Annotated in this window: 24 protein-coding genes and 1 pseudogene; 8 read left to right on the forward strand and 17 right to left on the reverse strand. The window is 72.5% G+C overall.

Annotated elements, in window-relative coordinates:
• The 6 genes from ACPYOM_RS06985 to ACPYOM_RS07010 form a co-directional block, all read right to left on the reverse strand.
• Positions 1-1,219, reverse strand: a 1,219-nt coding sequence (locus ACPYOM_RS06985) for a PQQ-dependent sugar dehydrogenase (RefSeq protein ID WP_481345412.1), incomplete at its 3' end; no start/stop codon positions are given.
• A 197-nt stretch (positions 1,220-1,416) separates the two neighbouring features.
• The gene (locus tag ACPYOM_RS06990; RefSeq protein ID WP_481345413.1) at positions 1,417-2,532 is read right to left on the reverse strand and encodes a sugar phosphate isomerase/epimerase family protein; all 1,116 of its coding nucleotides are present in this window, start codon (positions 2,530-2,532) and stop codon (positions 1,417-1,419) included.
• Between the two features lie 91 nt (positions 2,533-2,623).
• Positions 2,624-3,856: a Gfo/Idh/MocA family protein gene (locus ACPYOM_RS06995; RefSeq protein ID WP_481345414.1), complete on the reverse strand. Its 1,233-nt coding sequence runs from the start codon at positions 3,854-3,856 to the stop codon at positions 2,624-2,626.
• A gap of 75 nt (positions 3,857-3,931) precedes the next feature.
• Positions 3,932-4,990 carry a substrate-binding domain-containing protein gene (locus tag ACPYOM_RS07000; RefSeq protein WP_481343272.1) on the reverse strand — a complete coding sequence of 353 codons (1,059 nt, stop codon included), beginning with the start codon at positions 4,988-4,990 and terminating at the stop codon, positions 3,932-3,934.
• A 142-nt stretch (positions 4,991-5,132) separates the two neighbouring features.
• On the reverse strand, positions 5,133-6,221 hold the full coding sequence (locus ACPYOM_RS07005) for an ABC transporter permease (RefSeq protein ID WP_481345415.1): 1,089 nt from the start codon (positions 6,219-6,221) through the stop codon (positions 5,133-5,135).
• A complete protein-coding gene (locus tag ACPYOM_RS07010) occupies positions 6,218-7,744 on the reverse strand; it encodes a sugar ABC transporter ATP-binding protein (protein WP_481345416.1) in 1,527 nt (508 codons plus the stop codon). Before ACPYOM_RS07010 ends, ACPYOM_RS07005 begins: the two co-directional genes overlap by 4 nt.
• A 90-nt stretch (positions 7,745-7,834) precedes the next feature.
• Here ACPYOM_RS07010 and ACPYOM_RS07015 point away from each other — a divergent pair, with 90 nt between their 5' ends.
• From ACPYOM_RS07015 to ACPYOM_RS07025, 3 genes are all read left to right on the forward strand, one after another.
• Positions 7,835-9,073: an ROK family transcriptional regulator gene (locus ACPYOM_RS07015; protein ID WP_481343274.1), complete on the forward strand. Its 1,239-nt coding sequence runs from the start codon at positions 7,835-7,837 to the stop codon at positions 9,071-9,073.
• 44 nt (positions 9,074-9,117) lie between these two features.
• Positions 9,118-9,912 carry an HAD-IIA family hydrolase gene (locus ACPYOM_RS07020; RefSeq protein ID WP_481343269.1) on the forward strand — a complete coding sequence of 265 codons (795 nt, stop codon included), beginning with the start codon at positions 9,118-9,120 and terminating at the stop codon, positions 9,910-9,912.
• Positions 9,913-9,997: 85 nt separating this feature from the next.
• On the forward strand, positions 9,998-11,623 hold the full coding sequence (locus tag ACPYOM_RS07025) for a serine/threonine-protein kinase (RefSeq protein ID WP_481345417.1): 1,626 nt from the start codon (positions 9,998-10,000) through the stop codon (positions 11,621-11,623).
• 191 nt (positions 11,624-11,814) lie between these two features.
• Here the strand turns inward: ACPYOM_RS07025 and ACPYOM_RS07030 are convergent, their stop codons facing one another.
• From ACPYOM_RS07030 to ACPYOM_RS07040, 3 genes are all read right to left on the reverse strand, one after another.
• On the reverse strand, positions 11,815-12,318 hold the full coding sequence (locus tag ACPYOM_RS07030; protein WP_481345418.1) for a DnaJ family domain-containing protein: 504 nt from the start codon (positions 12,316-12,318) through the stop codon (positions 11,815-11,817).
• 102 nt (positions 12,319-12,420) lie between these two features.
• Complete coding sequence (locus ACPYOM_RS07035) at positions 12,421-12,615, reverse strand: hypothetical protein (RefSeq protein ID WP_481343266.1); 195 nt, start codon at positions 12,613-12,615, stop codon at positions 12,421-12,423.
• Between the two features lie 28 nt (positions 12,616-12,643).
• Positions 12,644-13,489 carry a uracil-DNA glycosylase gene (locus tag ACPYOM_RS07040; protein ID WP_481345419.1) on the reverse strand — a complete coding sequence of 282 codons (846 nt, stop codon included), beginning with the start codon at positions 13,487-13,489 and terminating at the stop codon, positions 12,644-12,646.
• Between the two features lie 121 nt (positions 13,490-13,610).
• On the opposite strand from ACPYOM_RS07040, the gene ACPYOM_RS07045 reads away from it, so the two are divergent.
• The 3 genes from ACPYOM_RS07045 to ACPYOM_RS07055 all read left to right on the forward strand — a co-directional run bounded on the left by ACPYOM_RS07045 (position 13,611) and on the right by ACPYOM_RS07055 (position 15,250).
• Positions 13,611-14,099: a sigma-70 family RNA polymerase sigma factor gene (locus ACPYOM_RS07045; RefSeq protein WP_481345420.1), complete on the forward strand. Its 489-nt coding sequence runs from the start codon at positions 13,611-13,613 to the stop codon at positions 14,097-14,099.
• Positions 14,096-14,776 carry a zf-HC2 domain-containing protein gene (locus ACPYOM_RS07050; protein WP_481345421.1) on the forward strand — a complete coding sequence of 227 codons (681 nt, stop codon included), beginning with the start codon at positions 14,096-14,098 and terminating at the stop codon, positions 14,774-14,776. The genes ACPYOM_RS07045 and ACPYOM_RS07050 overlap by 4 nt, the downstream gene beginning before the upstream one ends.
• A 225-nt stretch (positions 14,777-15,001) precedes the next feature.
• Complete coding sequence (locus ACPYOM_RS07055) at positions 15,002-15,250, forward strand: DUF2630 family protein (RefSeq protein ID WP_481342401.1); 249 nt, start codon at positions 15,002-15,004, stop codon at positions 15,248-15,250.
• Here ACPYOM_RS07055 and ACPYOM_RS07060 read toward each other — a convergent pair.
• The 7 genes from ACPYOM_RS07060 to ACPYOM_RS07090 form a co-directional block, all read right to left on the reverse strand.
• Positions 15,238-17,133: a glycoside hydrolase family 3 protein gene (locus ACPYOM_RS07060; RefSeq protein WP_481345422.1), complete on the reverse strand. Its 1,896-nt coding sequence runs from the start codon at positions 17,131-17,133 to the stop codon at positions 15,238-15,240. The two genes, ACPYOM_RS07055 and ACPYOM_RS07060, sit on opposite strands and share 13 nt — an antisense overlap.
• Positions 17,134-17,269: 136 nt before the next feature.
• On the reverse strand, positions 17,270-18,895 hold the full coding sequence (locus tag ACPYOM_RS07065; RefSeq protein ID WP_481345423.1) for a glucoamylase family protein: 1,626 nt from the start codon (positions 18,893-18,895) through the stop codon (positions 17,270-17,272).
• A 19-nt stretch (positions 18,896-18,914) separates the two neighbouring features.
• On the reverse strand, positions 18,915-19,823 hold the full coding sequence (locus tag ACPYOM_RS07070; RefSeq protein WP_481345424.1) for a carbohydrate ABC transporter permease: 909 nt from the start codon (positions 19,821-19,823) through the stop codon (positions 18,915-18,917).
• Between the two features lies 1 nt (position 19,824).
• Positions 19,825-20,832 carry a carbohydrate ABC transporter permease gene (locus tag ACPYOM_RS07075; protein WP_481342405.1) on the reverse strand — a complete coding sequence of 336 codons (1,008 nt, stop codon included), beginning with the start codon at positions 20,830-20,832 and terminating at the stop codon, positions 19,825-19,827.
• Between the two features lie 4 nt (positions 20,833-20,836).
• Positions 20,837-22,123 carry a sugar ABC transporter substrate-binding protein gene (locus tag ACPYOM_RS07080; RefSeq protein WP_481342406.1) on the reverse strand — a complete coding sequence of 429 codons (1,287 nt, stop codon included), beginning with the start codon at positions 22,121-22,123 and terminating at the stop codon, positions 20,837-20,839.
• Positions 22,120-23,274: a LacI family DNA-binding transcriptional regulator gene (locus tag ACPYOM_RS07085; RefSeq protein ID WP_481345425.1), complete on the reverse strand. Its 1,155-nt coding sequence runs from the start codon at positions 23,272-23,274 to the stop codon at positions 22,120-22,122. Before ACPYOM_RS07085 ends, ACPYOM_RS07080 begins: the two co-directional genes overlap by 4 nt.
• A gap of 313 nt (positions 23,275-23,587) precedes the next feature.
• Complete coding sequence (locus ACPYOM_RS07090; protein WP_481345426.1) at positions 23,588-23,932, reverse strand: VOC family protein; 345 nt, start codon at positions 23,930-23,932, stop codon at positions 23,588-23,590.
• Between the two features lie 110 nt (positions 23,933-24,042).
• Here ACPYOM_RS07090 and ACPYOM_RS07095 point away from each other — a divergent pair, with 110 nt between their 5' ends.
• Positions 24,043-25,038 (forward strand): sigma-70 family RNA polymerase sigma factor, encoded by a 996-nt coding sequence (locus tag ACPYOM_RS07095; RefSeq protein WP_481345427.1) that lies wholly within the window; start codon positions 24,043-24,045, stop codon positions 25,036-25,038.
• Positions 25,039-25,048: 10 nt separating this feature from the next.
• On the opposite strand, the pseudogene ACPYOM_RS07100 reads toward ACPYOM_RS07095, so the two are convergent.
• Positions 25,049-25,601: pseudogene (locus ACPYOM_RS07100) on the reverse strand (VOC family protein).
• Positions 25,602-25,911: 310 nt separating this feature from the next.
• On the opposite strand from ACPYOM_RS07100, the gene ACPYOM_RS07105 reads away from it, so the two are divergent.
• Positions 25,912-26,508 carry a DinB family protein gene (locus ACPYOM_RS07105; RefSeq protein WP_481345428.1) on the forward strand — a complete coding sequence of 199 codons (597 nt, stop codon included), beginning with the start codon at positions 25,912-25,914 and terminating at the stop codon, positions 26,506-26,508.
• The last annotated feature ends 6 nt before the right edge of the window (positions 26,509-26,514 follow it).

Consider the following 26,514-nt stretch of genomic DNA (forward strand, 5'->3'; position numbering starts at 1 on the left):
CGTCGTAGTGGTAGACGGGGCCGCCCATCGGGCCCTGGCCGCCCTGCGGGTCGAAGTCGGTCAGCTCGGGCCACGGCTGGTCGGTGGACCGGTCGCCGTAGTAGAGCGTGGCCGTCGTGGCCGGCGGCACCTGAGGCAGGCCGGTGTTCCAGCGCGAGTTGTTCTGCGCGCCGGCGTTGCAGTCGAACCACGGGCCGGGCGTGGCCGTCGCGAAGTTCCACTCGTTGTAGTTGGCGTTCGGCCCGTGGCAGTACGGCCAGCCGCCGTTGACCGGCCGGTCGATCGCCGTCGTCATCCACTCGACGTAGCCCATCGGGCCGCGCTGCGGGTCGGCCGCGCCGGCGTCGGGGCCGTAGTCGCCCCACGTCACCGAGTTCGTGCCCGGGTCGACGTCCATGCGGAACGGGTTGCGCACGCCCATGACGAAGATCTCCGGGCGCGTCTTGGCCGTGCCGGGCGGGAAGAGGTTGCCGGCCGGGATCGTGTAGCTGCCGTCGTCCTCGACGTGGACGCGCAGGATCTTGCCGCGCAGGTCGTTGGTGTTGCCCGCCCCACGACGCGAGTCGAAGCCGGGGTTCATGCCCGGCGCGTCGTTGTTCGGTGCCATGCCGTTGGCGCCCGGCGTGCTGGCCGGGGTGTTGTCACCGGTCGAGAGGTAGAGGTTGCCGTCGCCGTCGAAGTCGACGTCACCGGCGACGTGGCAGCACTGCCCGCGGTTCGTCTCGACCTTGAGGATGACCTGCTCGCTCGAGAGGTCGAGCTTGTCGGCGGCGTCGTCCCACTTGAAGCGGCTGAGCTGGTTGTAGCCCTTCCACTGGTCCCAGTACGACGCGTCGGCCCCGGCGGGCAGGGTGTTCGGGGCCGAGCCCGTCGGGGTGCTCGTGACGTACGGCGCCGTCATCGTCTTGGGCGCGTAGTAGAGGTAGACCCACTTGTTCGTCGCGAAGTCGGGGTCCAGGGTGACGGTCTGCAGGCCGTCCTCGGAGTTGTTGTAGACCGGCACGGAGTTGACGACCTTGGTGACGCCGGTGTCGGGGTCGACGAGGCGCACGTCGCCGTTGCGGGCGGTGGTGAGCACGCGACGGTCGGGCAGGACGGCGAGGTCGATCGGCTCGCCGGTGTCCTTGGTGAGCGTGATCTTCTCGTAGTTGGACCAGTCGAGGGCGGGGTCGTCGCCGTGGTCGACGCCGTCGTGGGCGAGCGCCGGGGACGCGAGCACCCCGCCGAGGGTGGTGAGGGCCAGGACGGCCGCGGCAGTTGCCGCAACCGCCCTCCGGCCTCTGGAACGACTTGTAGCATTCATCGGTACGTCCTTCTTGACAGAGACGGGCGAAGCCGGTCCCCGGGGAGCGCGCCGCTGCAACGGCCATGCACTCCCCGGGGGTCGGCGTACTGCTGTTCCGACGCGCCGGGGCCTCAGCCGCGGAGGGCGGCCATGTTCTCGTAGCTGATCCGCGCGAACTCCAGCGACTGGCCCGGGTTGGCCGCGCCGCCGGGAGCGGTGTCCTGCTCGTACATCGGGTTGTGGTAACCCTTGGCACCGGTCGAGCTGAGGAACGTCGTGTAGTCGATGTCACCCGTGCCGAAGGGGACCATCTCGTAGCCGTTGGCCAGGTCGGGCCGCGAGTCGCCGTCCTTGGCGTGGAACAGCGGGAAGCGGATCGGCTGGGCCTGGACGACGCCGAGCGGGTTGAAGACCGAGGCGACCGCCGTGCCGTCGGGCGCCGTGTAGGCCGTGTGCTTGAACTTGGCCACGTGCGCCCAGTAGATGTCCATCTCGAGGTAGACGTACTCCGGGTCGGTGTTGGCCAGGAAGTACTCGAGCCGGCGGATGCCCGACGAGCGGGTCGGACGGCCCAGGGCGTCGAGCGGGCCGCTGTCGAGCAGGAAGCTGTACGCGATGTCGTGGTTGTGCGTGTACAGCTTGAGGCCGTGTGAGGCCGCACGACGACCGAGGACGTTCCACCGCTCGGCAGCGGCGGCCCAGTCGGCGACGTAGGCGGAGCCGGTCGGGTCCGAGCCGGTGCCGATGTGCTGCATGCCGAGGATGTTCGCGACCTCGCAGGCGGCGTCGAACTGGGCGAGCGTCGCGTCGTTGACGACCGACGGGATGGTGCCGTGGTTGCCCTCGGCCTCGAGGCCGTTGTCGTCGAGCCACGTGCGCAGCAGCTGGGCACCGGCGACGTTGTTGACGTTGCCGCCGGGGGCGTTCGCGTGCTGGTTGAAGCCGGCGAACTCGACCTGCTTGTAACCGATGCGCCCGAGCTCCTCGAAGACCGCCTTGAAGCCGGAGGCGAAGGGGCTCGTGGCCGGGTCGCGCGAGATGGCGTCACGGACGGTGTAGAGGATGATGCCGCGCTTGCCGGGTGGCACCACCACGCCGTTGGCGCCGGGGGCCGCGGTGGCGGTGCCTGCCGAGGCCGCCGTGAGGGCGGCCGCGGCCGCCATCCCGGTCGAGGCCGCCATGAACTGGCGTCGGTTGAGGCCGAGGCCCTTGGCGAGCTTCAGCGGCTTGACGTCGTTGTCGTGCATGTGAGGATGCTCCTTCGGGTGTGACAGAGACGGTGGTGCGGGGGTCGAGCCGGATCTCCTTTCAGGACGGCGGGCGCGATGACCCCCGCGGTCAGGAGGGAAGGGGAGACGCCGTGCGGGCCCCGACGATCGGGGTCCAGGACCCCTCCCGCTCCGCACTGGTCTCGACGGCCGACAGGATCCGCTGCACCTGGAGCCCGTCGGTGAACGAGGGCCGCGGGTCGGCGCCCGCGGCGACGGCGGTGAGGAAGTCCACCGCCTGGTGGGTGAAGCCGTGCTCGTAGCCGAGCACGTGCCCGGGCGGCCACCACGCGGCCACCCACGGGTGGTCGGCCTCGGTGACGAGCACGCGGGTGAACCCGGCGTCGCGCGACGGGCTGCCGTTGTCGAAGACGTGCAGCACGTTCATGTCCTCGAAGTCGAACGCGATCGATCCCTGGGTCCCGTTGACCTCCAGGCGGATCGCGTTCTTGCGCCCGGTGGCGAACCGGGTCGCCTCGAACGTGGCGAGCCCTCCGCCGCTCAGACGCGACACGAGGACGGCGGCGTCGTCGACGGTGACCGGACCACGGGTGGCCGAGCCGTTCGCGCCGGCGGTCCCGCTGATGCCGTTCATGGCGACGAGCGAGGGGTCGCAGACCGGCCGCTCGCGCACGAAGGTCTCGGTCAGTGCCGACACCCCCGTCAGGGTCTCCCCCGTCACGTGCTGGGCGAGGTCGACGATGTGGGCCCCGATGTCGCCGAGGGCGCCGGACCCGGCGCGGTCCTTCTGGAGGCGCCACGTCAGCGGTGACTCGGGGTCGGTGAGCCAGTCCTGCAGGTAGGCGCCCCGGACGTGCAGCACGCGCCCGATGCGTCCCTCGGCGACGAGCTGCCGCGCGTACGCGACGGCCGGGACACGCCGGTAGGTGAACCCGACCATCGAGCGGACGCCCCGGGCGCGGGCCGCCTCGGCGGCCGTGGCCATGACCTCGGCCTCGCCGACGCTGTTGGCCAGCGGCTTCTCGCACAGGACGTGCTTGCCGGCCTCGAGCGCCGCGACGGCGATCTCGGCGTGGGTGTCGCCGGGGGTGCAGATGTCGATGACGTGGATGTCGTCACGCTCGAGCAGGCGCCGCCAGTCCGTCTCGACCTCGCCCCAGCCGAAGCGGTCCGCGGTGTCCTTGGCGGCCGCGGCGTTGCGCCCCGCCACGGCGACGAGGCGCGGGTCGACCTGCACGTCGAAGTAGCTGCGGGCGTTGCGCCAGGCCTGCGAGTGGGCCCGGCCCATGAAGGCGTAGCCGATCATCCCCACCCCGAGGGTGGGCTTTGGTGCGGTCGTCATGACGTCCTCATCTCGGGCGTTGGCGGTGTGGGGCACCCGGGCCGCACCGGTCGGCGCGGCGCGGGCCCCGTACGGTCAGGACTCGAAGCCGAGCGGGAGGTACTGCTCGACGTTCGCCTTCGTCACCACGGGGGCGTTGAGGACGATGCGTCGCGGCACCTCGACCTGGACGAGGTCGCTGATGCCCTTGCCCTGCGCGATGAGACGCGCGAGCTTGATGCCGTCGGCCGCCTGGGTCGGCGGGTAGAGGACGGTGGCCTCCATCTTGCCCTCCTGGATCCAGCGCATCGCGTTGGCCGAGCCGGCGCCGCCGATGAAGGCCATCTCGTGGCGGTTGGCCTGGTCGAGGGCGGCCATGACGCCGACGCCCTGGTCGTCGTCGTGGTTCCAGAGGATGTCGATCTTCGGTGCGGCCTGGAGCAGGTTGGACATCTGCTTCTCGCCGGACTCGACGGTGAACTCGGCGGCGACCCGGTTGTCGACCGTCTGGCCGCACGCCTTGAGCGCGTCGGCGAAGCCCTTGCTCCGGTCCTGTGTCAGCGGCAGCGAGTCGATGCCGGCGATCTCGGCGATGACCGGGTTGGACAGGTTCTTGTCCTTGACGAGCGTGCACGCGTACGTGCCGGCCGAGACGCCCATGCCGTAGTTGTCGCCGAGGACCGTCGCGCGGGCCGCGAACGGGCTGGAGAACTCGCGGTCGACGTTGATGACCGGGATGCCCGCGTTCATCGCCTTGGTCGCCACCTCGGTGAGGGCCGCGCCGTCGGTCGGGAGCAGGACGATGGCATCGACCTTGTCGTTGATGAAGGTCTCGATCTGGCTGATCTGCAGGGACGCGTCGTTGGTGCCCTCGGCGACCTTGAGCTCGACGTCTCCGTGCTTCTTGGCCTCGGCCTGCGCGGCGCTGTTGATCGCACCGAGCCAGCCGTGGTCGGCCGCCGGACCGGAGAAGCCGATGGTGACCTTCTTGCCCGGGGCGTCGTTGTCGCTCGCGGCGTTGCCGGCGGCCTGCTGGGTCGAGGCCGCCGGCGTCGTGGCCGGGTCGTTGCTCGTGCAGCCGGCTGCGACGAGGGCGGCGCTCATGGCGATCGCCACGACGGCGACGCGCTGGGTGTGACGAAGTGATGCAGACACGCTGACTCCTATGTGAGCGGTGTTGAGGGTGTGAGTTGCCGTGCGACCCGGTGACCCGAGGTCGGTGGTGCTGGGTTCCCCTGCAGGACGGTCCCGTCCGTGCCGGCCGGCGAGACCGGGCGCGGGGGTGCCCCGGTCCGGGCTAGGTCGACCTCGTGCGGGAGACCCGCTGCTGGAGCAGGACGGCGGCCACGATGATGGCTCCCTTGGCCACCGCCTGCGTCGAGGTGTCGAGGTTGTTGAGGGTGAAGACGTTGGTCAGCGTCGTGAAGATGAGGACGCCGAGGACGGTGCCCACCACGGTGCCGCGCCCGCCCGACAGGAGCGTGCCGCCGATGACGACCGCGGCGATGGCGTCGAGCTCGTAGAGCTGGCCGTGGGTCGAGGTGCCGGTGGTCGTGCGGGCCATGATCATGACGGCCGCGATGCCGCAGGCGACGCCGAGCAGGACGTAGAGGTACATGGTCTGCCGCTGGACGCGGATGCCCGCGAGCCGGGCCGCCTCGGCGTTGCCGCCGATGGCCAGGGTGCGGCGCCCGAAGGTGGTGCGGTTGAGCAGGACCCAGCCGATGACGGCGACGATCGCGAACAGGATGACGAGGACCGGGACGCCGAGCACGCTGCCGCCGAAGAACTCGATGAAGCCGCGCTCGCGGACGATCTGGGTGCGGCGCTTGGCGATGATCTCGGCGAGGCCGCGCGCCGCGGCCAGCATCGCCAGGGTGACGATGAACGGCGCTATGCGTCCGTAGGCGACGAGCACCCCGTTGACGAGGCCGCAGCCGGCGCCGACCGCGACGGCCGCGAAGACCATGACGACCCAGTGGACGTCGGCCGCCATCGCCTGGGTGGCGACCGTCGTCGCCCACACCGACGAGAGCGCGACGATGGCCCCCACCGACAGGTCGATGCCGCCACCCGAGATGACGAAGGTCATGCCGACGCTGACGACGCCGATGACCGACCCGAGGCGCAGGATCGTCAACGCGTTGTCGGGGCTGGCGAAGCGGTCACCGCCGGTGAGGATCCCGACGACGACGAGCAGCAGGAGCGCGAGGACGAGGCCCGCGCTGCGGCCGGCGGGCCCCGACAGGAAGCCGGTGAGGCCTCCACGCGGCCGGGCCGCGGCACCGCCGACGGCCGGGCCACCCTTGGCTTCCTGCTGGTCGCCGTCGTCCCCCGCCCCCACGGTTCCCGGCGTCTGGTCGACCTTCGTGACGTCGGCGCTCATGCCGCGTCTCCCTTCAGGATGATGTCGAGGACGGCGTGCTCGTCGAGCTCGTCGGCCGGACCCTCGTGTCGGACGGTGCGGTCGGCGAGGACCAGCACCCGGTTGGACAGCCCGAGCACCTCGGGGATCTCGCTCGAGACGACGACGACGGCCACGCCCTCGTCGGTGAGCCGGCGCACGAGGGCATAGATCTCGGACCGGGCGCCGACATCGACACCACGGGTGGGCTCGTCGAGGAGCAGGACGCGGCAGCCGCGGAGCAGCCAGCGCGCGAGTACGACCTTCTGCTGGTTGCCACCCGACAGGGTCCGCGACTCGCGGTGCACGCCGCGCGGCCGGACGTCGAGCGACTCCATGAGCTCCTCGGCAGCCGCCACCTCGGCGTCGCCGTCGAGCAGCCCACCGCGGGAGAAGCGCGCGAGGGTGGCGAGGCTGATGTTCGAGGCGAGCGACGCGCCGAGGACGAGTGCCTGGCTCTTGCGCTCCTCGGGGCACAGTCCGATGCCGGCGCGGACGGCGGCGGCGACCGAGCCGGGACGCACCGGCCGGCCGTCGACGAGGACGCGGCCCCCGGTGGCACGGCGCGCCCCGAAGATCGTCTCGACGATCTCGGACCGGCCCGACCCCACCAGCCCGGCGAGGCCGACGACCTCACCCGGCCGGACGTCGAAGGTCACGTCGGTGAACTCGCCTGTGCGCGAGAGGCCCTCGACGCGGAGCACGGGCTCGGCCTCGGGCACGGCCGGCTTGTCCGGGAAGACGTACTCGATGGAGCGGCCGGTCATGAGCCGGATCAGCTTCTGCGTGCCGGTCTCCTCGGCGTCGAGCCCGGTGGCCACGGTGCGGCCGTCCTTGAGGACCGTGACCCGGTCACCGATCTCGCGGATCTCCTCGAGCCGGTGGGAGATGTAGACGACGGCGACGCCTTGCGCGGTGACCTCGCGGATGACGGCGAACAGCTGGTCGACCTCGCCGGCGTCGAGCACGGCGGACGGCTCGTCCATGATGATGAGGCGGGCGTCGCGGGACAGCGCGCGGGCCATGCTGACGATCTGGCACGAGGCGGCCGAGAGCGTGCCGACCTCGGCCGACGGCGAGATCTCGCGGTGACCGAGGCGGGCGAGCAGGCGGGCGGCGCCGCGCCGGGCGGTGCTGCGCTGGGAGAACCCGAGGCGCGTCGGCTCGTGCCCGAGGTAGATGTTCTCGGCGACGGTGAGGCCCTCGACGAGGTCGAGCTCCTGGTACATCGTCGCGATGCCGAGGTCCATCGCGGCCTGGGGATGGTGGAGGGTCACCGGCGTGCCGTCCCACTCGATGCCGCCCTCGTCGGGCTCGTGGACGCCGGCCAGCACCTTGATGAGGGTGCTCTTGCCGGCGCCGTTCTGGCCGAGGAGGCAGTGCACCTCGCCCGGTCGCACGTCGAGGTCGACGCCGCCCAGGGCGACGACCCCGGGAAAACGCTTGACGACGCCGGTCATCCGCAGCAGCGGGGCGTCGGCTCCATCTCGCCGTCGAGATTCCATGGGCACACCGTGGACCACTTTTGTCGGCCGGTCAAGCAAAAGTTTCTGGCGTGAGACGCGAAAGCCGCGCACATGGCGCGTCGAAGCTGCATGTGCTTGACTTCAAGGGTGCGCCATCCGGAGTCGTCGTCGCCCCACGCCCTCGGCGCCAGCGGCGCGGGCGAGCTGCTCCAGCTGCTCCGCGACGAGACGCCCCGCACCCGCGCCGAGCTGGCCAAGCTGACGGGCCTGGCCCGCTCCACCGTGGGCGCCCGCGTCGACGCCCTCCTCGCCACCGGCCTGCTCGCTCCCAGCGGCGAGGCGGCGAGCACCGGCGGGCGTCCCCCGGTGCGCTTCGCGTTCAACCCCGAGGCGCGCATCGTCATCGGTGCGGACGTCGGCGCCACCCACGGTCGTGTCGCCCTGACCGACCTGAGCGGCAAGCCGATTCGCGAGATCGCCGAACCCCTCGACATCACGGACGGGCCGGAGGCCGTCCTCGACTGGCTCGTCGACGCCACCCAGCGCCTCCTCGAGGGCACCGGCCGTGACGCGTCCGACCTCATCGGCATCGGCATCGGGCTGCCGGGGCCCGTCGAGCACTCCACCGGCCGGCCGATGCGCCCACCGATCATGCCGGGCTGGGACGGCTACGACGTGCCCGCCCGCGTGCGCCAGTCCTTCGACGTGCCCGTCCTCGTCGACAACGACGTCAACATCATGGCTCTCGGCGAGCACGCCACGGCCCATCCCGGCGTCGAGCACCTCCTCTTCGTCAAGGTCGCCACCGGCATCGGCGCGGGCATCATCAGCGGCGGCCGGCTCCACCGCGGCGCCGTCGGGGCCGCGGGCGACCTGGGACACGTCGCTGCGCCCCACGCACCGGACGTGCTCTGCTCCTGCGGCAACACCGGGTGCCTCGAAGCCGTGGCGAGCGGGCCCGCGATCACGAGGTCGCTCAGGCAGCTCGACATCGCGGCGGAGAGCAACGCCGACATCGTCGAGCTCGTCCGCGGCGGCAACGTGCCCACGGCCCACGCGGTGCGCCAGGCCGGGCGCACCATCGGGGAGGTGCTGGCCACGTGCGTCAGCCTCCTCAACCCCGAGGTCATCGTCATCGGCGGCTCCCTCGTCCAGGCCGGTGAGAGCCTCGTCGCCGGGGTCCGCGAGGTCGTCTACGGGCGGTCGCTGCCGCTCGCGACGGGCGGCCTCCAGATCGTCGTCGCCTCGACCGGGGTCCAGGCCGCGGTCATCGGGGCCGCGACGATGGTCATCCAGCACGTCCTCGACGCCGACCGCGTCGACCTCGTCATCGCCCGGGGTGCCGCGGCTGCCGCGTCCGCGTCCTGAGCGCGTCCCCGGGGCCCCAGGGCACCAGCCACCACAATGGGCCCATGACTGATCACCGGCCCGTCGACAGCTGGCTCACCGACATGGACGGCGTCCTCGTCCACGAGGAGGACGCCATCCCCGGAGCGGCCGAGTTCATCGCAGCCCTCGAGGCGTCGGGCAAGCGGTTCCTCGTCCTGACGAACAACTCGATCTTCACCCCGCGCGACCTTGCGGCACGCCTGCGACTCAGCGGGATCCGCGTTCCCGAGCAGGCGATCTGGACCTCGGCGCTCGCCACGGCCCAGTTCCTCGCCGACCAGCGCGGCGGCGGCAGCGCCTACGTCGTCGGCGAGGCGGGGCTCCTCACCGCGATGCACGACATCGGGTTCGTCATGACCGAGCGCGACCCCGACTACGTCGTGCTCGGAGAGACCCGCACGTACTCGTTCGAGGCGATCACGCGGGCGATCCGGCTCATCGACAACGGCGCCCGTTTCATCGCGACCAACCCCGACCCGAGCGGCCCCAGCGCCCTGGGCAAGCTGCCGGCCACGGGGTCGGTCGCGGCACTCATCTCGACGGCCACCGGGCGCCAGCCGTACTACGTCGGCAAGCCGAACCCGCTCATGATGCGCAGCGCGCTCAACCGCATCGAGGCGCACAGCGAAACGACCGTCATGGTCGGTGACCGCATGGACACCGACATCATCAGCGGCCTCGAGGCCGGCCTGCGCACGGTGCTCGTGCTCACCGGGTCGACGCAGAAGCACCAGATCGAGCGGTTCCCGTACCGGCCGAGCCGCGTCGTCGACTCAGTCGCGGACCTCGTGCCGCTCGTCGGGCACCACGAGGACTGAACCGGCGGCCGCGGACGCCCGGACGCGTGTGCGACGCGGCCGGGCGGGGTAGGACTCCTCTGGCCGACGAGAGGGACTGCCAGCAGTGAGCCAGGAACGAGACGTCGTCGCGGGGCGCTACCGCCTGCTCGACCAACTCGGGTCCGGAGGCATGGGCCAGGTGTGGCTCGCCTGGGACGAGCGGCTGAGCCGGGCGGTCGCCCTGAAGCGGCTGCATGCGCCGGTCGGCCTCCCCCAGGACGAGGCCGACCTTGCCCGCGAGCGTGCGATGCGGGAGGCGCGGATCACGGCGCGCCTGCACCACCCGAACGCGGTGCCGGTCTACGACGTGGTGGACGCCGACGGTGCGCCTTGCCTCGTCATGCAGTACCTGCCCTCCCGCAGCCTGCACGAGGTCCTCGCGGCCGACGGCACGCTCGATCCGCGCGAAGCGGCCCGCATCGGTGCCGGGATCGCCGGAGCCCTCGCGTCGGCCCACGAGGCCGGTATCGTGCACCGCGACGTCAAACCGGGCAACATCCTGCTGACGACGACCGGGACGCCGTTGCTCACGGACTTCGGGATCTCCCGCGGCCGTGGCGACGCCTCGCTCACGGTGAGCGGGCTGCTGACCGGCACGCCGGCCTACCTCGCGCCCGAGGTCGCACGGGGCGAGGAGTCGACGCCGGCCGCCGACGTCTTCGCGCTGGGGGCCACCCTGTACGCCGCCGTGGAGGGCACGCCGCCCTTCGGGGTGGGCGACAACCCGATGGCCCTGCTGCACCAGGTGGCCTCGGGCCGCATCGACCCTCCGCGTCGCGCCGGGCCCCTGGAGCGCGTCCTCGTCCGCATGCTCGCCGCCGACCCCGAGGCGCGGCCGCTCATGGCGGAGGCCGCGGCGGCCCTGGCCGCCGTCGCCCGCGGCGCGGGCGACACCGTGGCTTTCGCGGCCGACGCAGCCGACGCGGCCGACGCGGCCGACGGCCCAGCGTCCGAGAACGCCCCGGTGGGCCACACCGCCGTCCTGCCAGTCGCACCCGACCCCGATGACCGGCCCGTCCCGCCCGATGCAGCGCCCGACACAGCGCGCGAGCTCGCGGAGGAGCCGCCCGACCGTCGGCACCGCCGACCGGCGCTGCTGGTGCTCGGGGTTGCGGCGGTGCTGGCAGCGCTCGTCCTCGTCCTGGTCCTCGTCACGCGCGAGGGCCCGCTGACCACGTTGGCGCCGAACCCGGGCGGGTCGTCCTCGGCCACCTCGTCCTCGACGCCGGCCACGTCGCCACCCCGGACCACATCTCGGCCGACGTCCACCGCACGGACCCCCACGACGACCCCCAAGACGACCCCGAGCACGTCCCGACCGGCGCCGACGCGTCCGTCCGCGAGCACGGCGTCATCCGGACCGCCCACCGCCGCCGAGCTGGCCGGGGCGATCCGGGACTACTACGCCGTGCTGCCGGGCGACACCGACGCCGGCTGGGCACTGCTGACGCCGCGCTATCGCACGACGACTGCCGGGGACCGCCGGACCTACGACCGCTTCTGGGGCGCGATCGCGCGCGTCCGCGTCAGCAGCGTCGACGCATCGGCCCCGTCCTCGGTCGTGGCCACGCTGCGCTACGACTACAAGGACGGTCGCACGTACCTCGAGCGGACCGACTTCACGCTGGTGCCGGAGGGCGGCCGTCTCAAGATCGACCGCAGCTTCGTGCTCAGCAGCCGACAGCTCTGAGCGTCACACCGGGCGCCTTTCCTGCCGACCGCGGTCCGCTGACCGGCCGACCGGCTGACCGGCCGCTTCGAGGGGCTGCGGTTCGGGGCACGGGCGGCGCGGACCCGACCGGCGCCTGCCCCGAACCGCTGCTCGTGCCCCGAACCGCTGTGGGTGCCGCGTCAGGTGGGGACGCCGAGGAGGAAGCCGCCTCAGCCGTGGCCGAAGAGGCGCGACCACCACGAGCGCGCGGGCGGGCGGGCAGCCGCGGCGGCGGCCTCGCGCTCGGCGCGAGCGCGGCGCAGCTGCTCCTCGCGCTCGTCGCGCAGGACCCGCCAGGCGGCGACCATCTCGTCGACGTCGAGCGTCCGCGCCAGCACCGGTGGCAGGTTGCCGACCACGGGCCGGAGCCGGTCGGCGAGCACCCGCCTGTTGTAGTCCTCGACGATCTCGCGCACCTGCTGCTCGGTACGCACGTCGGCCAGTGCGCCGGGGTAGGTGGCAGCCTCCTTGCGCAGCGCGAGAGGCCCCGGCAGCGCATCGCCGAGGTCGAGGTTCTCGCGCTCGGCGAACCGCTTGACCCACCAGTCGGGGTCGCCGGAGTCGCGCAGGTCGAGCGGCTTGCCCGCCCCGGGCAGGTTGTCGAACTCGCCCCGCTCCTGCGCCTCGCGGATCTGCCGCTCGACGGCACTCTCCCAGTACGGCTGCCCGGACATGTCTCCACGCTAACCGACGGCCTGGGCTCGGCAGGCGCTCGATCGTGGGCCGTCGGGGATGGGCCGGGCTCTCGCGCGGAGGCACCCGGCACCTGGGCCTCCTCAGCCGGCCTGCAGCTCGCGAAGGACGGGATGCTCGAGGTCCGCGGGCGAGGCGCATCCGTTGGAGCAGGCCAGCGCAGGTTCCCCGTCCTGCCGACCGACGCGCCACGCGGTCCCGCCGTGCACGGGTTCGGCGGTCACCGTCACGGTGCCGCCGCACCCCTTCGTCGGGCACGGGATGCTGATCGTCTCCATGCTCGACAGCGTAGGCGTGACGGGCCCCTCACAGTCTGGCGAGCACCTCGTCGAGCATGGCCTCGGTCAGCTTGCCGGTGAAGGTGTTCTGCTGGCTGACGTGGTAGCTGCCGACGAGCCGCACCACCCGGCCCGACGCGGTGACGAGTCGCGCCTCGGCACCGTGGCCGAACCGTGGCTTGGGCCTGGGCACCGCCCAGCCGCGGCGTCGGGCGGCCCCGAGCGCTGCGTCCCAGCCGATCGACCCGAGGGCCAGGAGCGACTCGACGTGGGGTTCGGCGAGCTCGAGGTCGCGGTCGAGCCACGGCGCGCACGTCGCCTTCTCCTGCGTCGTCGGCTTGTTCGCCGGTGGAGCGCACCGCACCGTGGCCACGATGCGCAGGCCGGTCAGCTCGAGGCCGTCCCCGGCCGACACCGCCGTCGGCTGGTTCGCGAAACCCGCGCGGTGGAGCGCGGCGTACAGCCAGTCACCGGAGCGGTCGCCGGTGAACATCCGACCGGTGCGGTTGGTGCCGTTGGCCGCTGGGGCGAGACCGACGACGAGCACGCGGGCCTTCGGGTCCCCGAAGGAGGGACCGGGGCGTCCCCAGTACGGCTGGTCGGCGAACGAGGCCCGCCGGCCGGCGCGCGCCACGGACTCCCGCCAGTGGACGAGACGCGGGCAGGCCCGGCACACGCTGACGCGCGCGTCGAGCTCGGGCACGGACGCCGCCGTCCGCGCGAGCAGCACCACCTCCGCCGCGGTGTGCGCCACCGGCGTCGACGCGTCGGCCGGGTCGCCGGGCCAGCCCGTTCCCGGCGGGACCGGGGAGGGGAAGAGCCGGCCGGTCAGGGGGTGCGGGTCGAGCGGCTCGAGCGCGTCGTCGCCGTCCATGGGTCCCACGCTAGGGCGACGTGAGACGGTTCCCCTGAACCGGGTGCGCACCCGCGTCGTCCTCGGTTCGGGGACGGTCGCACGGTGCACGACCCGGGACGCGCAAGGAGGTGAGCGTCGCATGCCGCTCGACGACGACGCCGTCGCGGCGATCTACCGCGAGCACGGCCCGATGCTGCGGCGTGTCGTGTGGCGCGCGACGAGCGACGCGAACCGGGTCGACGACATCGTCCAGGAGGTCATCCTGCGCGTCTGGCGTCAGGCACCCGAAGCGGACAACCTCCGCGCGTACCTCATCACCACGGCCCGGCACCTCATCGTCGACCAGCACCGCGCCGCGACCCGCCGCCCGCAGCAGGCCCAGCTCGTCGACGTCCCCGAGGACGACGCCGCCCTCGACCACGCGCTCGACCAGGTGCTCGTCGAGGAGGCGCTCGGCCGCCTCCAGCCCGCCCACCGCGACATCGTCCGATGCCTCTACTACGACCGGCTCTCCGTGGCCGAGACCGCCGTCCGCGTCGGGGCGCCCGAGGGCACCGTGAAGTCGCGGGCCTTCTACGCCGTGCGCAACCTGCGCGCGATCCTCGACGAGATGGGAGTGACCCGATGACCCCCGGGCCGCACGACGTGCACGTGCTCCTCGGCGCGTACGTGCTCGGTGGCCTGTCCGACGACGACCACCGCACCTTCACCGAGCACCTACGCACCTGCCGGGAGTGCCAGGCCGAGCTCGGCCAGGTGTCCGGGCTCCCCCGGCTGCTCGACCTCGCCGGGCCCGACGGCGGGCCGCACCTCGCGGACGCCGACACGACGCCCGCGGCGGCCCTCCCGCCGGTCGGGGGCGAAGGCGTGGCCGACCTTCTGGCGGAGGTCTCCCGGCGGCGCCGGCGGCGCCGGGCCTGGCTGTCGGCCGTGGCAGCAGCCGCCGCCGTCCTGCTCTTCGCCGGCGGCGCGTGGCTCGGTCCGCAGATGCTCACCTCGACCCCGCCGACGGCGCACTACGTCGCCGCGGCCGCCCCGGGCTCCACGGTCAAGGTCGACGTCGCCCTGGTGACCCGTGGCTGGGGCACCCAGCTCGACATCGACTGCGAGGACATGCCGAAGGAGGGCGAGCTGCTGCTCTACGTCATCGACCGCAACGGCAAGGCCATGACCGCGGCGTCCTGGCGTGCGACGACGTCCGGCTACTCCCGGGTGACCGGAGCGACCGCCCTGAGCCCCGACCAGATCGAGGCCATCGAGGTCCGCACCGGAACCGGCAGGGTCGTCGCGTCGGCGCGGACGTGAGGGGCAACGCTCGAGGGCCCGGTTCGCGGGTGCGCGGGGCTGCGATACCGGGCCCTGGGTGACGGTTCACGTACCACAACGGGCCAACCGCCGAAGCTGGGAGCGTCGGGTCGAGTCCGGTTCGGTCCGGTCTGCGACCCTCACACCGATCAGTGCCGATCCCACGGCCGCAGATACACGCCGGGAGCCTCGGGCCCGGGCATCGACCCCGTGCGACACTGTGGCATGGCTGACGACGTGTCCATCCAGAGCCGCATCAAGTCGCTCATCGACGAGGAGCACGCCCTGCGCGAGTCGCTCGGCAAGGGCGAGATCACCGTCGACGACGAGCACGCGCGCCTCGGCAGCATCGAGGTCGAGCTGGACCAGTGCTGGGACCTGCTGCGCCAGCGTCGAGCCCGGCGCGAGTTCGGCCAGGACCCGGAGGAGGCTCAGGTCCGCTCCGAGCGCACCGTCGAGGGCTACCTCGGCTGAGCCGCCGCCGTCTCGACGGCGAGGCCGTGGCCGAACGGGAAGAGCGGGTCGTCGTAGCCCGGCACGTCCTCGCCGTGCCGGCGAACCTGCTCCATGGAGCGGGGCAGGTCGAAGGGCAGCTTCCCCTGCGGGGCCTCGAGGCCGGTCAGGGCGTCGACGAGCGCGTCGTCGCTCGTGCCGTAGCTGGCCACGATGGTCGTGGCCACGGGCAGCAGCGGGGTCAGCACGGCCGGCCGGTCCAGGACGACGTCGAGCACGAGTGGGCACACGGCGGCGAGCCGGCCGAGCCGGTGCACCAGCCCCGGCGGGAAGTCCAGGGACCCCTGGTGGAACCACGACTCGAGGAACAGGTCCGCGCGGGGCTCGAACGGCGCGGTGACGCGCACGACGGCGACGTCGGCGTCCTGCGGCCGGTCCACGACCGTGCCGAGGCGGCTCGCCGCCTCGGCTGACAGGTTCTCGACGTAGACGCGCAGTCCCCGGCGAAGCGGCAGCGTCGCCTCGGCGCACGTGACGTTCGACGCGGCCGCTCGGGCACCGGCGGGGGCGCCGTTCTGCAGCACGGTCACCGACCGCGCCTGCACGGCCCGGCCCAGCTCGCGGAAGTCCGCTCGCCCCACGGTCGCGGCGGCCGCGTCCTCGTCGACGTAGGGGTTCTCGAACAGGCCGAGGCGGAACTTCACGGCCAGCAGGCGCCGCGCGGACACGTCGATGCGGTCCTCGGTGACCCGGCCCGCCTTCACGAGGTCGATGAGGACCTCGACGCACTCCTCCCCGCCGAACTGGTCGGCCCCGGCCTGCAGGATGAGCTCCATCCGGCCGGCCGGGTCCAGGTGCTCGACGCCCCAGGCCCGGGCCGGGAGCACCTGGTCGCCGACGTGGTTGTCGTTGACCAGCTCCCAGTCGGTGACGACGACGCCGTCGTAGCCCAGCTGCTCGCGCAGCAGCCCGGTGACGATCTGCCGGTTGTAGCCGAACCCGACCGGCTCGATCGGCTCGCCGTCGATCCGCAGGTCCACCGGCATGCCGTAGTAGGGCATGATCCCGGCCGTGCCGGCCGCGATGGCCGGCGGGAACGGCTTGAGGTGCTCGGCGAACCGGCCGCCGGGGTAGACCTGCTCGCGGCCGTAGGGGAAGTGGGCGTCCTCACCGTCCTTCTGCGGCCCGCCGCCGGGGAAGTGCTTGCTCGTGCACGCCACGCTGCCGGGCCCGAGCGACTGGCCCTGGAAGCCCTCGAGGTAGGCCATGCCGAGCTCGGTGACGAGGTCCGCGTCCTGGCCGAAGGTGCCGGCCTGTCGGGCCCAGCGCGGCTCGGTGGCCAGGTCCAGCGTCGGGTGCAGCGCCGCGCGGATGCCCACGGCGACGTACTCCTGCCGGGCGACGTCGGCGAAGGTGCGCACCAGGTCCGCGTCGCGCAGGGCGGCCAGGCCCAGCGGCTCGGGCCACTGGGAGAAGGCGCCGGCCGAGAACGACACCCCGACGTTCTCGATGAACGCGTGGCGCGGGTCGGTCGAGATCGTCACCGGGATGCCGTGCGGCGTGCGCTCCGCCAGCGACTGCAGCGCGTTGCTCCACCGGGCGGCCATCCGCGGGTCGGCCAGCGCGTGCACGTTGAAGTGGCTCAGGTGCTTGTCCAGCACCACCTGCGACGTCGGCGACTTGCTGATCGCGCCCGGCGCCTCGAGGACCGAGCCGTCCGTGCCGGCCTCGATGACGGTCTGGAACATCAGGCCGACCTTCTCCTCCAGCGACAGCCGGCCGAGCAGGTCCTCGACCCGGTCGGCCACCGGCAGCCGGGGATCCTCGTACGGGTCCATCCGGCCGTTGCCGTTCAGGTCGCGGTACACGACCCCGTCCTCGGAGATGCTCGTCTCGGGTCGCACGGGTAGAACCCTTTCATGGTGCAGGTGGACGCAGGGGAGGCGGAAGAGGGGCCGTGGCCGCCCGCGTGAGGGGGCCGCGCAGGGCGGGCGGCCACGGCGTCGGGAGCCGGTGGGCTGCTCCCGACGGGTCGAGCGGTCAGGCGAGCCCGGCGCCGAACTGCTCGATGCCGATGACGGGGCGCAGGCGCCGCTCGACGGCCGGCGTCGCGAAGCTCCGGCGGATGACGTCGCGTCCGAGCACGTTGCCGGCCACGCCCATGACCATCGCCTGGTCGAGCGACAGGTAGCGACGAGCCACGGTCCCGGAGCGCACCGCGACCGCGTCGAAGAACCCGCCGCGGCCGTAGGCGTCGAGGTCCGCCTGGAGGTTCGCGAGGTTGGTGAACGCCTCGTCGGGCTCGTGCAGCATCGCCAGGAAGGCGGCGTGCGGGGTGACGACGCCGTCGCCGTAGGTCGGGTTGGGGTTCGTGGCGGGGCGGCAGTCGCCGAAGCCGGGGTCGTAGTTGGTCTTCTCCCGGTCGGAGAAGTAGCCGTCGGGGTTGAGCCCGAGGGCGTCGACGCCGTACTCGCGGTAGGTGCCGAACGGGTCGCTCGAGGGGCTGAAGCCCCAGTAGCCGTAGCCGGCGTCGTCGAGGCCGTGCTCGCGCTGGGTCCGCACGTGCAGGGGGTGGTTGCGGCCCCAGCTGTTCGGCGCCCACTCGGCCTCGGGGACGAAGACGTCGGGCATCAGCTCCTCGAACATGCTGCCGCCCCAGCCGGGCACGACGTGCAGGCCGCGGTAGGTGTACGCGCCCTCGTAGACGTCGACGCCGAGGTAGGTGCGGTGCTCGCCGACGGGCTGCATCTCCTGCCAGGACCAGTCGCAGCCGGCCGGGAACGTGCGCCACATGGCGTAGTACTGGGCGCCGGGGATCTGCCCGGTGAGGATGCCGAGGTAGCTGGTGATGCGCGTCTCGGAGACCGTCGTGTCGTAGTGGTGGTTGGTGTACCAGACGTCCGGGCCGACGCCGATGTGGTTGCCGGTGTAGCCGGAGAACCCGGGCGGCGGTGGCGCGTCGTAGAACCCGCCGTGGATGAGGCCGGGCTTGAGCGCCACGTTCGTGTCGTAGAACATGTCCCAGCGCATCCGGCCGAAGATGCGGGAGGCCCACGGTGCCGCGGCGGCGTCCGAGCTGCGGACGACGAGCAGCGCCGCGCCGAGCCAGCCGTTGTCGACGCTCGACACGAACGGGTAGACGCGGCTGCCGTCCGTGGGCCACGTCGTCAGCACCTCGCCGGTGGCCTCGTCGTACCAGTTGTAGTACATGCCGCTCGGCTCGTGGTGCTGCATGCGGTCGAGCGTCTTGAGCGTCCGGATGAGCCGGGCCGACGCCTCACCGCGGCCGATGATGCCGAGCTCACGGGCCGCGATCGTGGACCACATGTAGCCGCCGATGTTCGTCGGCGAGGTGTATCCCGAACGGTCCTCTGCGGCAAGGCTTTCCGGGATGTTGTCGGCAGGCAGGCCGGTCCTGGGGTCGGTCATCGCGACGAGGCTGCGCCAGGTGTCGGCGGCCCACGTGCGCACGCGGGCCGCGTCGAGCGCACGCGTCCGGGCGTTGAGCCCGCCACGCAGGAAGGCGGGGGCCGAGCCGGTGCGGGTGGTGGCACCGGCCGGCGCCGCCGGCGCGAGGGCGAAGGCGGCCAGGGCGGCGGCGCCGCCGACGAGGAGGCTGCGTCTGGTCGGGGTCGAGGACGGGGTGGGACCGGGACGGTCGGACATGCGGGTGTTCTCCGTTCCTTTACTTGAGGCCGGTCGTCGCGATGCCCTCGATGAAGCGCTTCTGGAACACGAGGAAGACGACGAGGATCGGCAGGATGACGACGGTGGCGCCCGCCAGGAGCAGGCCGTAGTGGGTGCTGTTCTGGCCCGTCGAGTAGAGGGCCAGCGCCACGGGGAGGGTGTACTTGTCCTCGGTCTGGCCCACGACGAGCGGCCAGAGGAAGTTGTTCCAGCTGCCGAGGAACGTCAGGATGCCCAGCGTCGCCAGCGCGGGACCGCACAGCGGCATGATGATCCGCCAGAAGATCCGCAGCTCGCCGGCGCCGTCGACGCGTCCGGCGTCGAGGAGGTCCCGGGGCAGGCCGAGGATGAACTGGCGCATGAGGAACACGCCGAACGGGCTGACGAGGAACGGCAGGAAGAGGCCGGGCAGCGAGTTGATGAGCCCCACGTTGGCGACGAGGACGAACAGCGGCACGAACGTCACGACGCCGGGGATCATCAGCGTCGCCATGACGGCGAGGAACAGGGGACGCTTTCCGCGGAACTCGAGCATCGCGAAGGCGTAGCCGAGCATCGAGCAGAAGACGAGGTTGCCGGCCATCACGACCACCGCCACGACGATGGAGTTGAAGAAGTACTGGCCGAAGTTCAGCTTGCTGAACAGCTGCGTGTAGTTGTCGAGGGACGCGCTGTGCGGCCACCACGTCGGGGGGACCTGGCGCAGCTCGCCCTCGCCCTTGAAGGACCCGAGGACCATCCACACGAACGGCGCGACGACGGCCACCAGGGCGACGACGAGGACGAGGTAGAGCCACCACCGTCCGCCCTGGCCCGAGCCGACCATGCCCGCGCGCGGGGCCCGGGAACGCCCGGACGGGCGGGCACCCGCCTCCGGCGTCGGTCGGGGTGCGGTGTCGACGGACATGTCAGGTCCTCTCTCGCAGCAGCCGGAACTGGATGGCGGTGACGACCGCGATGACGACGAAGATGAGGTAGCTCATCGCCGACGCGAGGGCGTAGTTGCCGAAGCCGAACTGCTGGTACGTGTAGTAGGAGAGCGAGATCGTGCTGTTCAGCGGGCCACCCTTGGTCATGACGAACGGCTCCTCGAAGAACTGGAGGTAGCCGATCGCCGTCGTGACCATGACGAACAGCAGGGTCGGACGCAGCAGCGGCATCGTCACGTGCCGGAAACGCTTCCAGGCCCCGGCGCCGTCGATGGCCGCCGCCTCGTGCAGCTCGCCGGGTACCGCCTGCAGGCCGGCCAGGAAGATGATCATCGCGGTGCCGAAGTTGCGCCACGACGCCATGAGGATGAGCGCCGGCATCGACCAGTGCGGGTCACCGAGCCAGTTCGGTCCCTCGATGCCGACCCAGCCGAGCGCCGTGTTGATGAGGCCGCCGGGGTCCTGCAGGAGGAAGCGCCACACGACGGCCACCGCGACGATCGAGGTGATGACCGGCAGGTAGAAGCCGAGGCGGAACGCGGCCCGGAAGCGGGTGATGCCCTTGTCGAGGGCGACCGCGGCGGCGAGCGCCACGACGAGGGTCAGGGGCATCCCGACGAGGACGAAGTAGGCGGTGTTGCCCGCGGCGGTGCGAAAGAGCGGGTCGGACAGCGCCTTGGCGTAGTTCTCGAACCCGACGACGTCGACGGCGAAGGGGGTGCGCAGGTCGCGGGCCCTCGTGTCGGTGATGCTCATGAAGAGCGACTGGAGCACCGGCCACGCGGTGAAGGCGAGGAAGAGGAGGCAGAACGGGAGGGCGAGGATCCACGCCGCCCGCCCCTCCCGCCGGACCGCCTTCGCGGCCCGGCGGGAGGTTCCGGTGGACGGCCCACCGGGCGACGCGTCGGGACGTGCCGCCGCGTCGCCCGCCGCGACGGGCGACACGGGTCCCGTGGGAGACCCCGTCGTGCCGGTCCGGGCGGTCATGGTCTCAGCTGCCCGTGCCGATGGAGTCGGCCTGCTGCTGGGCCGTCTTCAGCCCCTGGGCGGGGTCCTCGCCGGTCTTGGTGATCTTCTCCAGCTCGGTGTCGAGACCCTTGACGGCCTGCTCCCACGTCGGGAAGGACGGCGGCGCCTTGGCCGTCTCGAGCTGCTTGCCGAAGACCGCGAGCTTCTTGTCCGAGGCCAGCTGCGGGTCCTGCCAGGCGCTCTTCACCGAGGGCAGGTCGGTCGAGAGCGTGTACCACTTGGCCTGGACCTTCGGGTCGGTGAGCCACTGGACGAACTTCCAGGCCGTGTCCCGGTTCTTCGTGCTCTTGAAGACGACGAAGTTCGAGCCGCCGACGAACGACGAGGAGCCCTGCGACCCGGCCGGGATCGGCGCGACGTTGTACTTGTCCTTGAAGCCGGGGCCGCCGACCTTCTCGACCGCGGCCATCTCCCACGGGCCGGAGATGAACATCGGCACCTTGCCGCTGACGAAGTCCGGCTCGGTCGTCGGCGTCGCGGGTGCGGCCTTGTCGGAGATGCCGTCGGTGAAGAAGGACTGGTAGTACTGCGCCGCCTTGAGCATCTGCGGGCTGTCGAAGTTGTAGGCCTTGCCGCCGTTCTTGGTCAGGTCGGCCCCCTCACCCCAGGCGAACGGCATGAGGGTCTGCCAGGACCCCTCGCCACCGGCCTGCAGGCCGATGCCCCACTTGGCGCCGGCCTTGGTCTGCATGGCCTTGGCCATGTCGTGCAGGCCCTTCCAGTCGGTCGGGACCGTGTCGTAGCCGGCCTTCTTGGCCAGGTCCGTGCGGTAGAAGACGACGCGCGTCTCCACGTACCACGGGATGCCGAACGAGGTGCCGCCCACCTCGGTCGTCTTCTGCGCGCCGTCGAAGAAGACGGACTTGTCGATCTGGCCGGGGGTCGGGTCGAGGGCGTTCATGCCGGCGAACTCGCCCATCCACGTCGTGCCGACCATGGCGACGTCGGGGGTCTTGTTGGCCGTGATGGCCGTCGTGAACTTGTCGTGGGCGGCGTCCCACGGGATGGCGGTGACCTGGATCTTGACGCCGGGGTTGGCCGCCTCGAAGTCCTTGGCCAGCTTGGGCAGGTTGTCGCCCTCCGCGCCCATGGCCCACACGGTGATGGTGCCGGTGGCCTTGCCGGTGCTCACGGCGGCGCCGGTCTGGCCCGCGGCGGGGCCGCCGGTGTCGGAGCCCCGGCCGCACGCGGTCACGGTCAGGGCCGCGGCCGTCATGCACGCGACGGTGATGGCTGTGGTGCGTCTCATCGGGGTGTTCTCTCTTTCTCTGGGGCATGCTGCGTGGGTTGCTCGTGCACACGGTGCGGCGCGGGCGCGGACGGTGAGCGCGGGCTCGCGCAGCCGCACGAGCCACGGATGACCACACGGGTCGGCAGCACCCGGCGCTCGGTCGGCGGCTGCGCCCCCTGGACCCGCTGGTGGAGGCGTTCGGCCGCGAGCTCCCCCAGCTCGTGGACGGGTTGCCGGACGGTCGTGAGGCCCGGGCGCACGTACCTGGCGGTCATGACGTCGTCCCAGCCGACGACGGCCACGTCCCCCGGGACGTCGCGACCGGCGTCCTGCAGCCGGGCCATGATCGACAGGGCCAGCTCGTCGTTGGCGCAGACGAGCGCGTCGGTCTCGAGCTCACCGGACAGGACGCGGTCGGCGACGCGCTCGCCGTCGGCCTCGCGGAAGGGGACGCGGAGTGGCTCGGCCGGTTCGAGCCCCGCGTCGTGGTGGGCCGCGACGAAGCCGGCGTGGCGCTCGGCGATGTCGGGCGCCCCGTCGGGGTCACCGACGAACAGGAGGCGACGCCGGCCGTGGCCGAGGACGTGGGTGGTGAGCTCGGCCGCACTGTGGACGTTCTCGGCGGCGACGCTCTCGATGCCGCTCTGCGGCTCGCCCGCGATGATGACGACGGGCTTGCGGCCGTGCAGGGCCCGGGCCACGGCCGGTGGCATGGCGGCCGAGCCGAGCACGGCGATCGCGTCGACCCGGGTGGTGAGGCGTCGGACCGCACGAGCGGCGTCGGCCTTGCCCTCGGTGAGCAGGAGGGTGACGCTCTGGCCGAGGTCGGCGGCGCGCGTCTCGAAGCCGAGGAGCAGCTCGGCGTAGTAGGGCCCGCTGAGCTCGGGCAGGACGAGGCCGTACGCCTCGTGGTGGCGCACCGCGAGGCTGCGGGCGGCGCCGAGCGGCACGTAGTTGAGCTCGTCGACGGCGTCGAGGACCTTGCGACGCGTCGCCTCGGACACGACGTCGGCGCCTTGGAGGACGCGCGAGACCGTCGCGATGGAGACCCCGGCGCGCTCGGCGACCGAGTAGATCGTCGCGCCGCCGGGAGCCGCGGCAGCGGCCGTCGGGGACGCGGTGGGCGGAGCGGCGGCACGGCGCGCGGGGTCCGCCTGCTCGGCTGCCATGGGCCCACCTCCGCCTCGTCGTCGAGTCCGTGCCGTCGCCCTGTCCGGGTCTGTAAGCGCTTACATCCATATCCATCCTGCACACGTCCCGCGGCAGAGCGCAAGACCCTCGGGTCCTCGGGGGTCCGCGCCGTCCCCCACGGCCACGCGTCGACGCGGTCAGGGGAGTGCGTGCCGGCACCCCTCCCGCGAGCGGTGAAGCATTGGGGCCCAAGGGTTTTCGGGCTCCCGACCAGGCCTCGGACCGGCGACGGCCCGCTGCCGTCACGATCGACGACACCGGGCCGCGGGGTTCCCGAAGAGGATGCTCCGGTCAGGCGACGGAGTCCTGGAGGATGCCGACGTGGCTCCCGTCGGGCAGCGCGACGACGGCGGTTCGCCGACCCCCGCCCACCTCGGTCGGCTCCTGAACGACGGTGGCCCCCGCGCCGACGAGCGCGTCACGCGAGGCGGTGATGTCATCGACGGTCCAGTACGGCAGCGGACCGGCCAGGCCCTTCCGGCTGCCGTTGGGGTCCAGGCCCACTTCGACGCCCGACACGGTGAAGCCGACGTAGTACGGCTGGTCGGTGTGCGGGTCGCCGAGGAGGGCGGTGAAGGCGGCCTTCGCGGCCTCGAGGTCGGTGACGGCGTAGACGATGGTGTTCATGCTGGGCATGGCTGCTCCTTCTCGCGGGTGGTCGGGTGCCCGGCGGTGCCGGTGTCACATCGGGCCGGTGCGGCCCGTCAACGGCATGACGGACGAGACACGGAGGATGTGACACGGCGATGGGCACGGCGATGGGCACGGCGATGGGCACGGCGATGGACACGGGGATGGACACGGGGATGGACACGACACCGGACTGGCTGGCCCGACGCTTCGAGGACCACCGACCGCACCTGCGGGCCGTGGCCTACCGCGTGCTCGGCTCCCCCACGGAGGCCGACGACGCCGTCCAGGAGGCCTGGCTGCGGCTGAGCCGGACCGACACCGGGGACGTGGCCAACCTCGGTGGGTGGCTCACGACCGTCGTCGCCCGGATCAGCCTCGACATGCTGCGGTCCCGGTCGGCGCGCCGCGAGCACCTGTGGGACACCGCCGGGACCGAGTCCCCGGGCGGCGACGCCACCGTCGTGCCCATCGGCGGGAGGCGCGCCCCCGACCCGGCCGGGGAGGCCGAGCTCGCCGACTCCGTGGGGCTGGCGCTGCTCGTCGTGCTCGACACGCTCGCCCCGGCCGAGCGGCTCGCCTTCGTCCTGCACGACCTGTTCGGGCTGCCCTTCGAGGAGATCGCCGACGTGCTCGACCGCTCCCCCGCCGCGACGCGTCAGCTCGCGAGCCGGGCCCGGCGCCGGGTCCGGGCCTCGGACGTCGACCTCGACGCCGAGCGCGTCGGTGCCGCGGTCCGGGCCGCGGACAGGGTGGCGAGGTCGCGACAGCGGGAGGTCGTCGAGGCCTTCCTCGCGGCCTCCCGGGGTGGTGACCTCCGCCGGTTGCTCGAGCTGCTGGACCCCGGCGTCGTCGTCCGGTCCGATGCGGCCGCCGCGCTCATGGGGTCACCGGCGGAGCTGCGCGGCCGCGAGGCCGTCGCCGCGATGTTCGACGGACGCGCCCGGGGAGCCCGGCTCGCCGCCATCGACGGGCGCGTCGGAGCGGTGTGGATGCTGCACGGCGTGCCGAAGGTCGTCTTCGCCTTCACCGTCGAGGGCGGGCACGTCGTGAGCATCGACCTCGTCGCCGACGAGGCGCGCCTCGACGCGCTCGACCTCGACTACCTGTGACGGCTGCCGCTCAGCCCTGCGCGTCCTGCTGCGAGGCCTGGGAGGCCTGCGCGGCCTGCGCGGCCCAGTCGCGGACGCGTCGCGCGCTCTCCTCCTCGGACAGGGTCCTCGACCCGCGTCAGGATGCTCCACCGGACGCCGAACGGGTCCCGGATGCTGGCGTACCGGTCACCCGAGACGAAGTCGGTCGCCGGCTCGCGCAGCGTCGCGCCCGCGGCGAGCGCCCGCTCGACGACGGCGTCGACGTCCGGGCGGTAGAGCCCCAGGGAGTAGCAGTCGTCCTCGCCGTCCGGCGGGCCCACGAGGTGGTAGTCGGGCATCGGCTCACCGAGCTGCAGGTGGCCGTCACCGAGGTCGAGGTCGGCGTGGACGACGACGCCGCCCATCTCGGTGACGTCGACAACCCGGGCGCCGAAGACGTCGGCGTAGAACCGGATCGCCTCGGCCGCCCGGGGCACGGCGATGAAGGGCGTGAGGCTCGTCGACCCGTGCGGCACGCCGTTCGTCGTGTGGGCGCCGGTGGCGGCTCGGCTCGTCGCGGACGTGGTGGTGGTGTCACTCATGACGCCGAGGCTAGGCGCGGGGTGGCCTCTGCGGCTTGAACATTCACGACACCCGGGCGAGCGCGCGGCCCGCAGTCCGGTTGTGCGGCCGAGAGGGGCTGGTTGGTTGCCCCACGGCAACGGCGGCTTCAACGCCGGCTGAGGGCCAGAGCTGATCCGACGCGTCGCCGTTGCCGCTCTTCGTCAGCGTTGCGTCACATGGTCGGCGATGCACCAGTGACAAAGCGGCCCCAACGGTCACCGACGCACCCAGCGCCGCCACATCCGTTGCGGCTGCGGATCGTCCGCAACCGGGAATACCGTCGCCGCCATGGACACCTCGCACCCGGCGCCGACCGACCTCTCCGACCGCTCCGACCTCTCCCCCTTCCTCCCGCCGCCCTCGCACCCGCCGGTCGCCGGCACCGAGGTCCAGATGCTCCTCGGCGAGCTCGAGCGGGTCCGCGGCTACGTGCGGTGGAAGTGCAGCGGCGTCGACGCCGACGGCATGCGCCGGCGGCTCGGGCCCTCCAGCCTGACGCTCGGCGGCCTGCTCAAGCACCTGGCGCTCGTGGAGGACCACTGGTTCGGCAACCGGCTGCACGGCCTGGCCCTCGGCGAGCCCTGGGCGTCGGTCGACTTCGACGCCGACCCGGACTGGGAGTTCCGCACCGCCGCCGACGACTCCCCCGAGGAGCTGCTCGCCCTGTGGGAGACCTCGTGCGACCGGTCGCGCCGACGGCTCGCCGAGGCCCTCGCCGACGGAGGGCTCGACCACCCGGCGGCGTTCACGTGGCGGGACGGACGGACGCCGGACACGCGTCGCGTCGTCGTCGACATGGTCGAGGAGTACGCACGCCACGTGGGCCACATCGACCTCCTGCGCGAGAACGTCGACGGCCTCACCGGCGAGGACCCCGACGCCTGACCGCAG

The sequence above is a fragment of the Monashia sp. HAY1-2A genome (genome assembly GCF_056755315.1).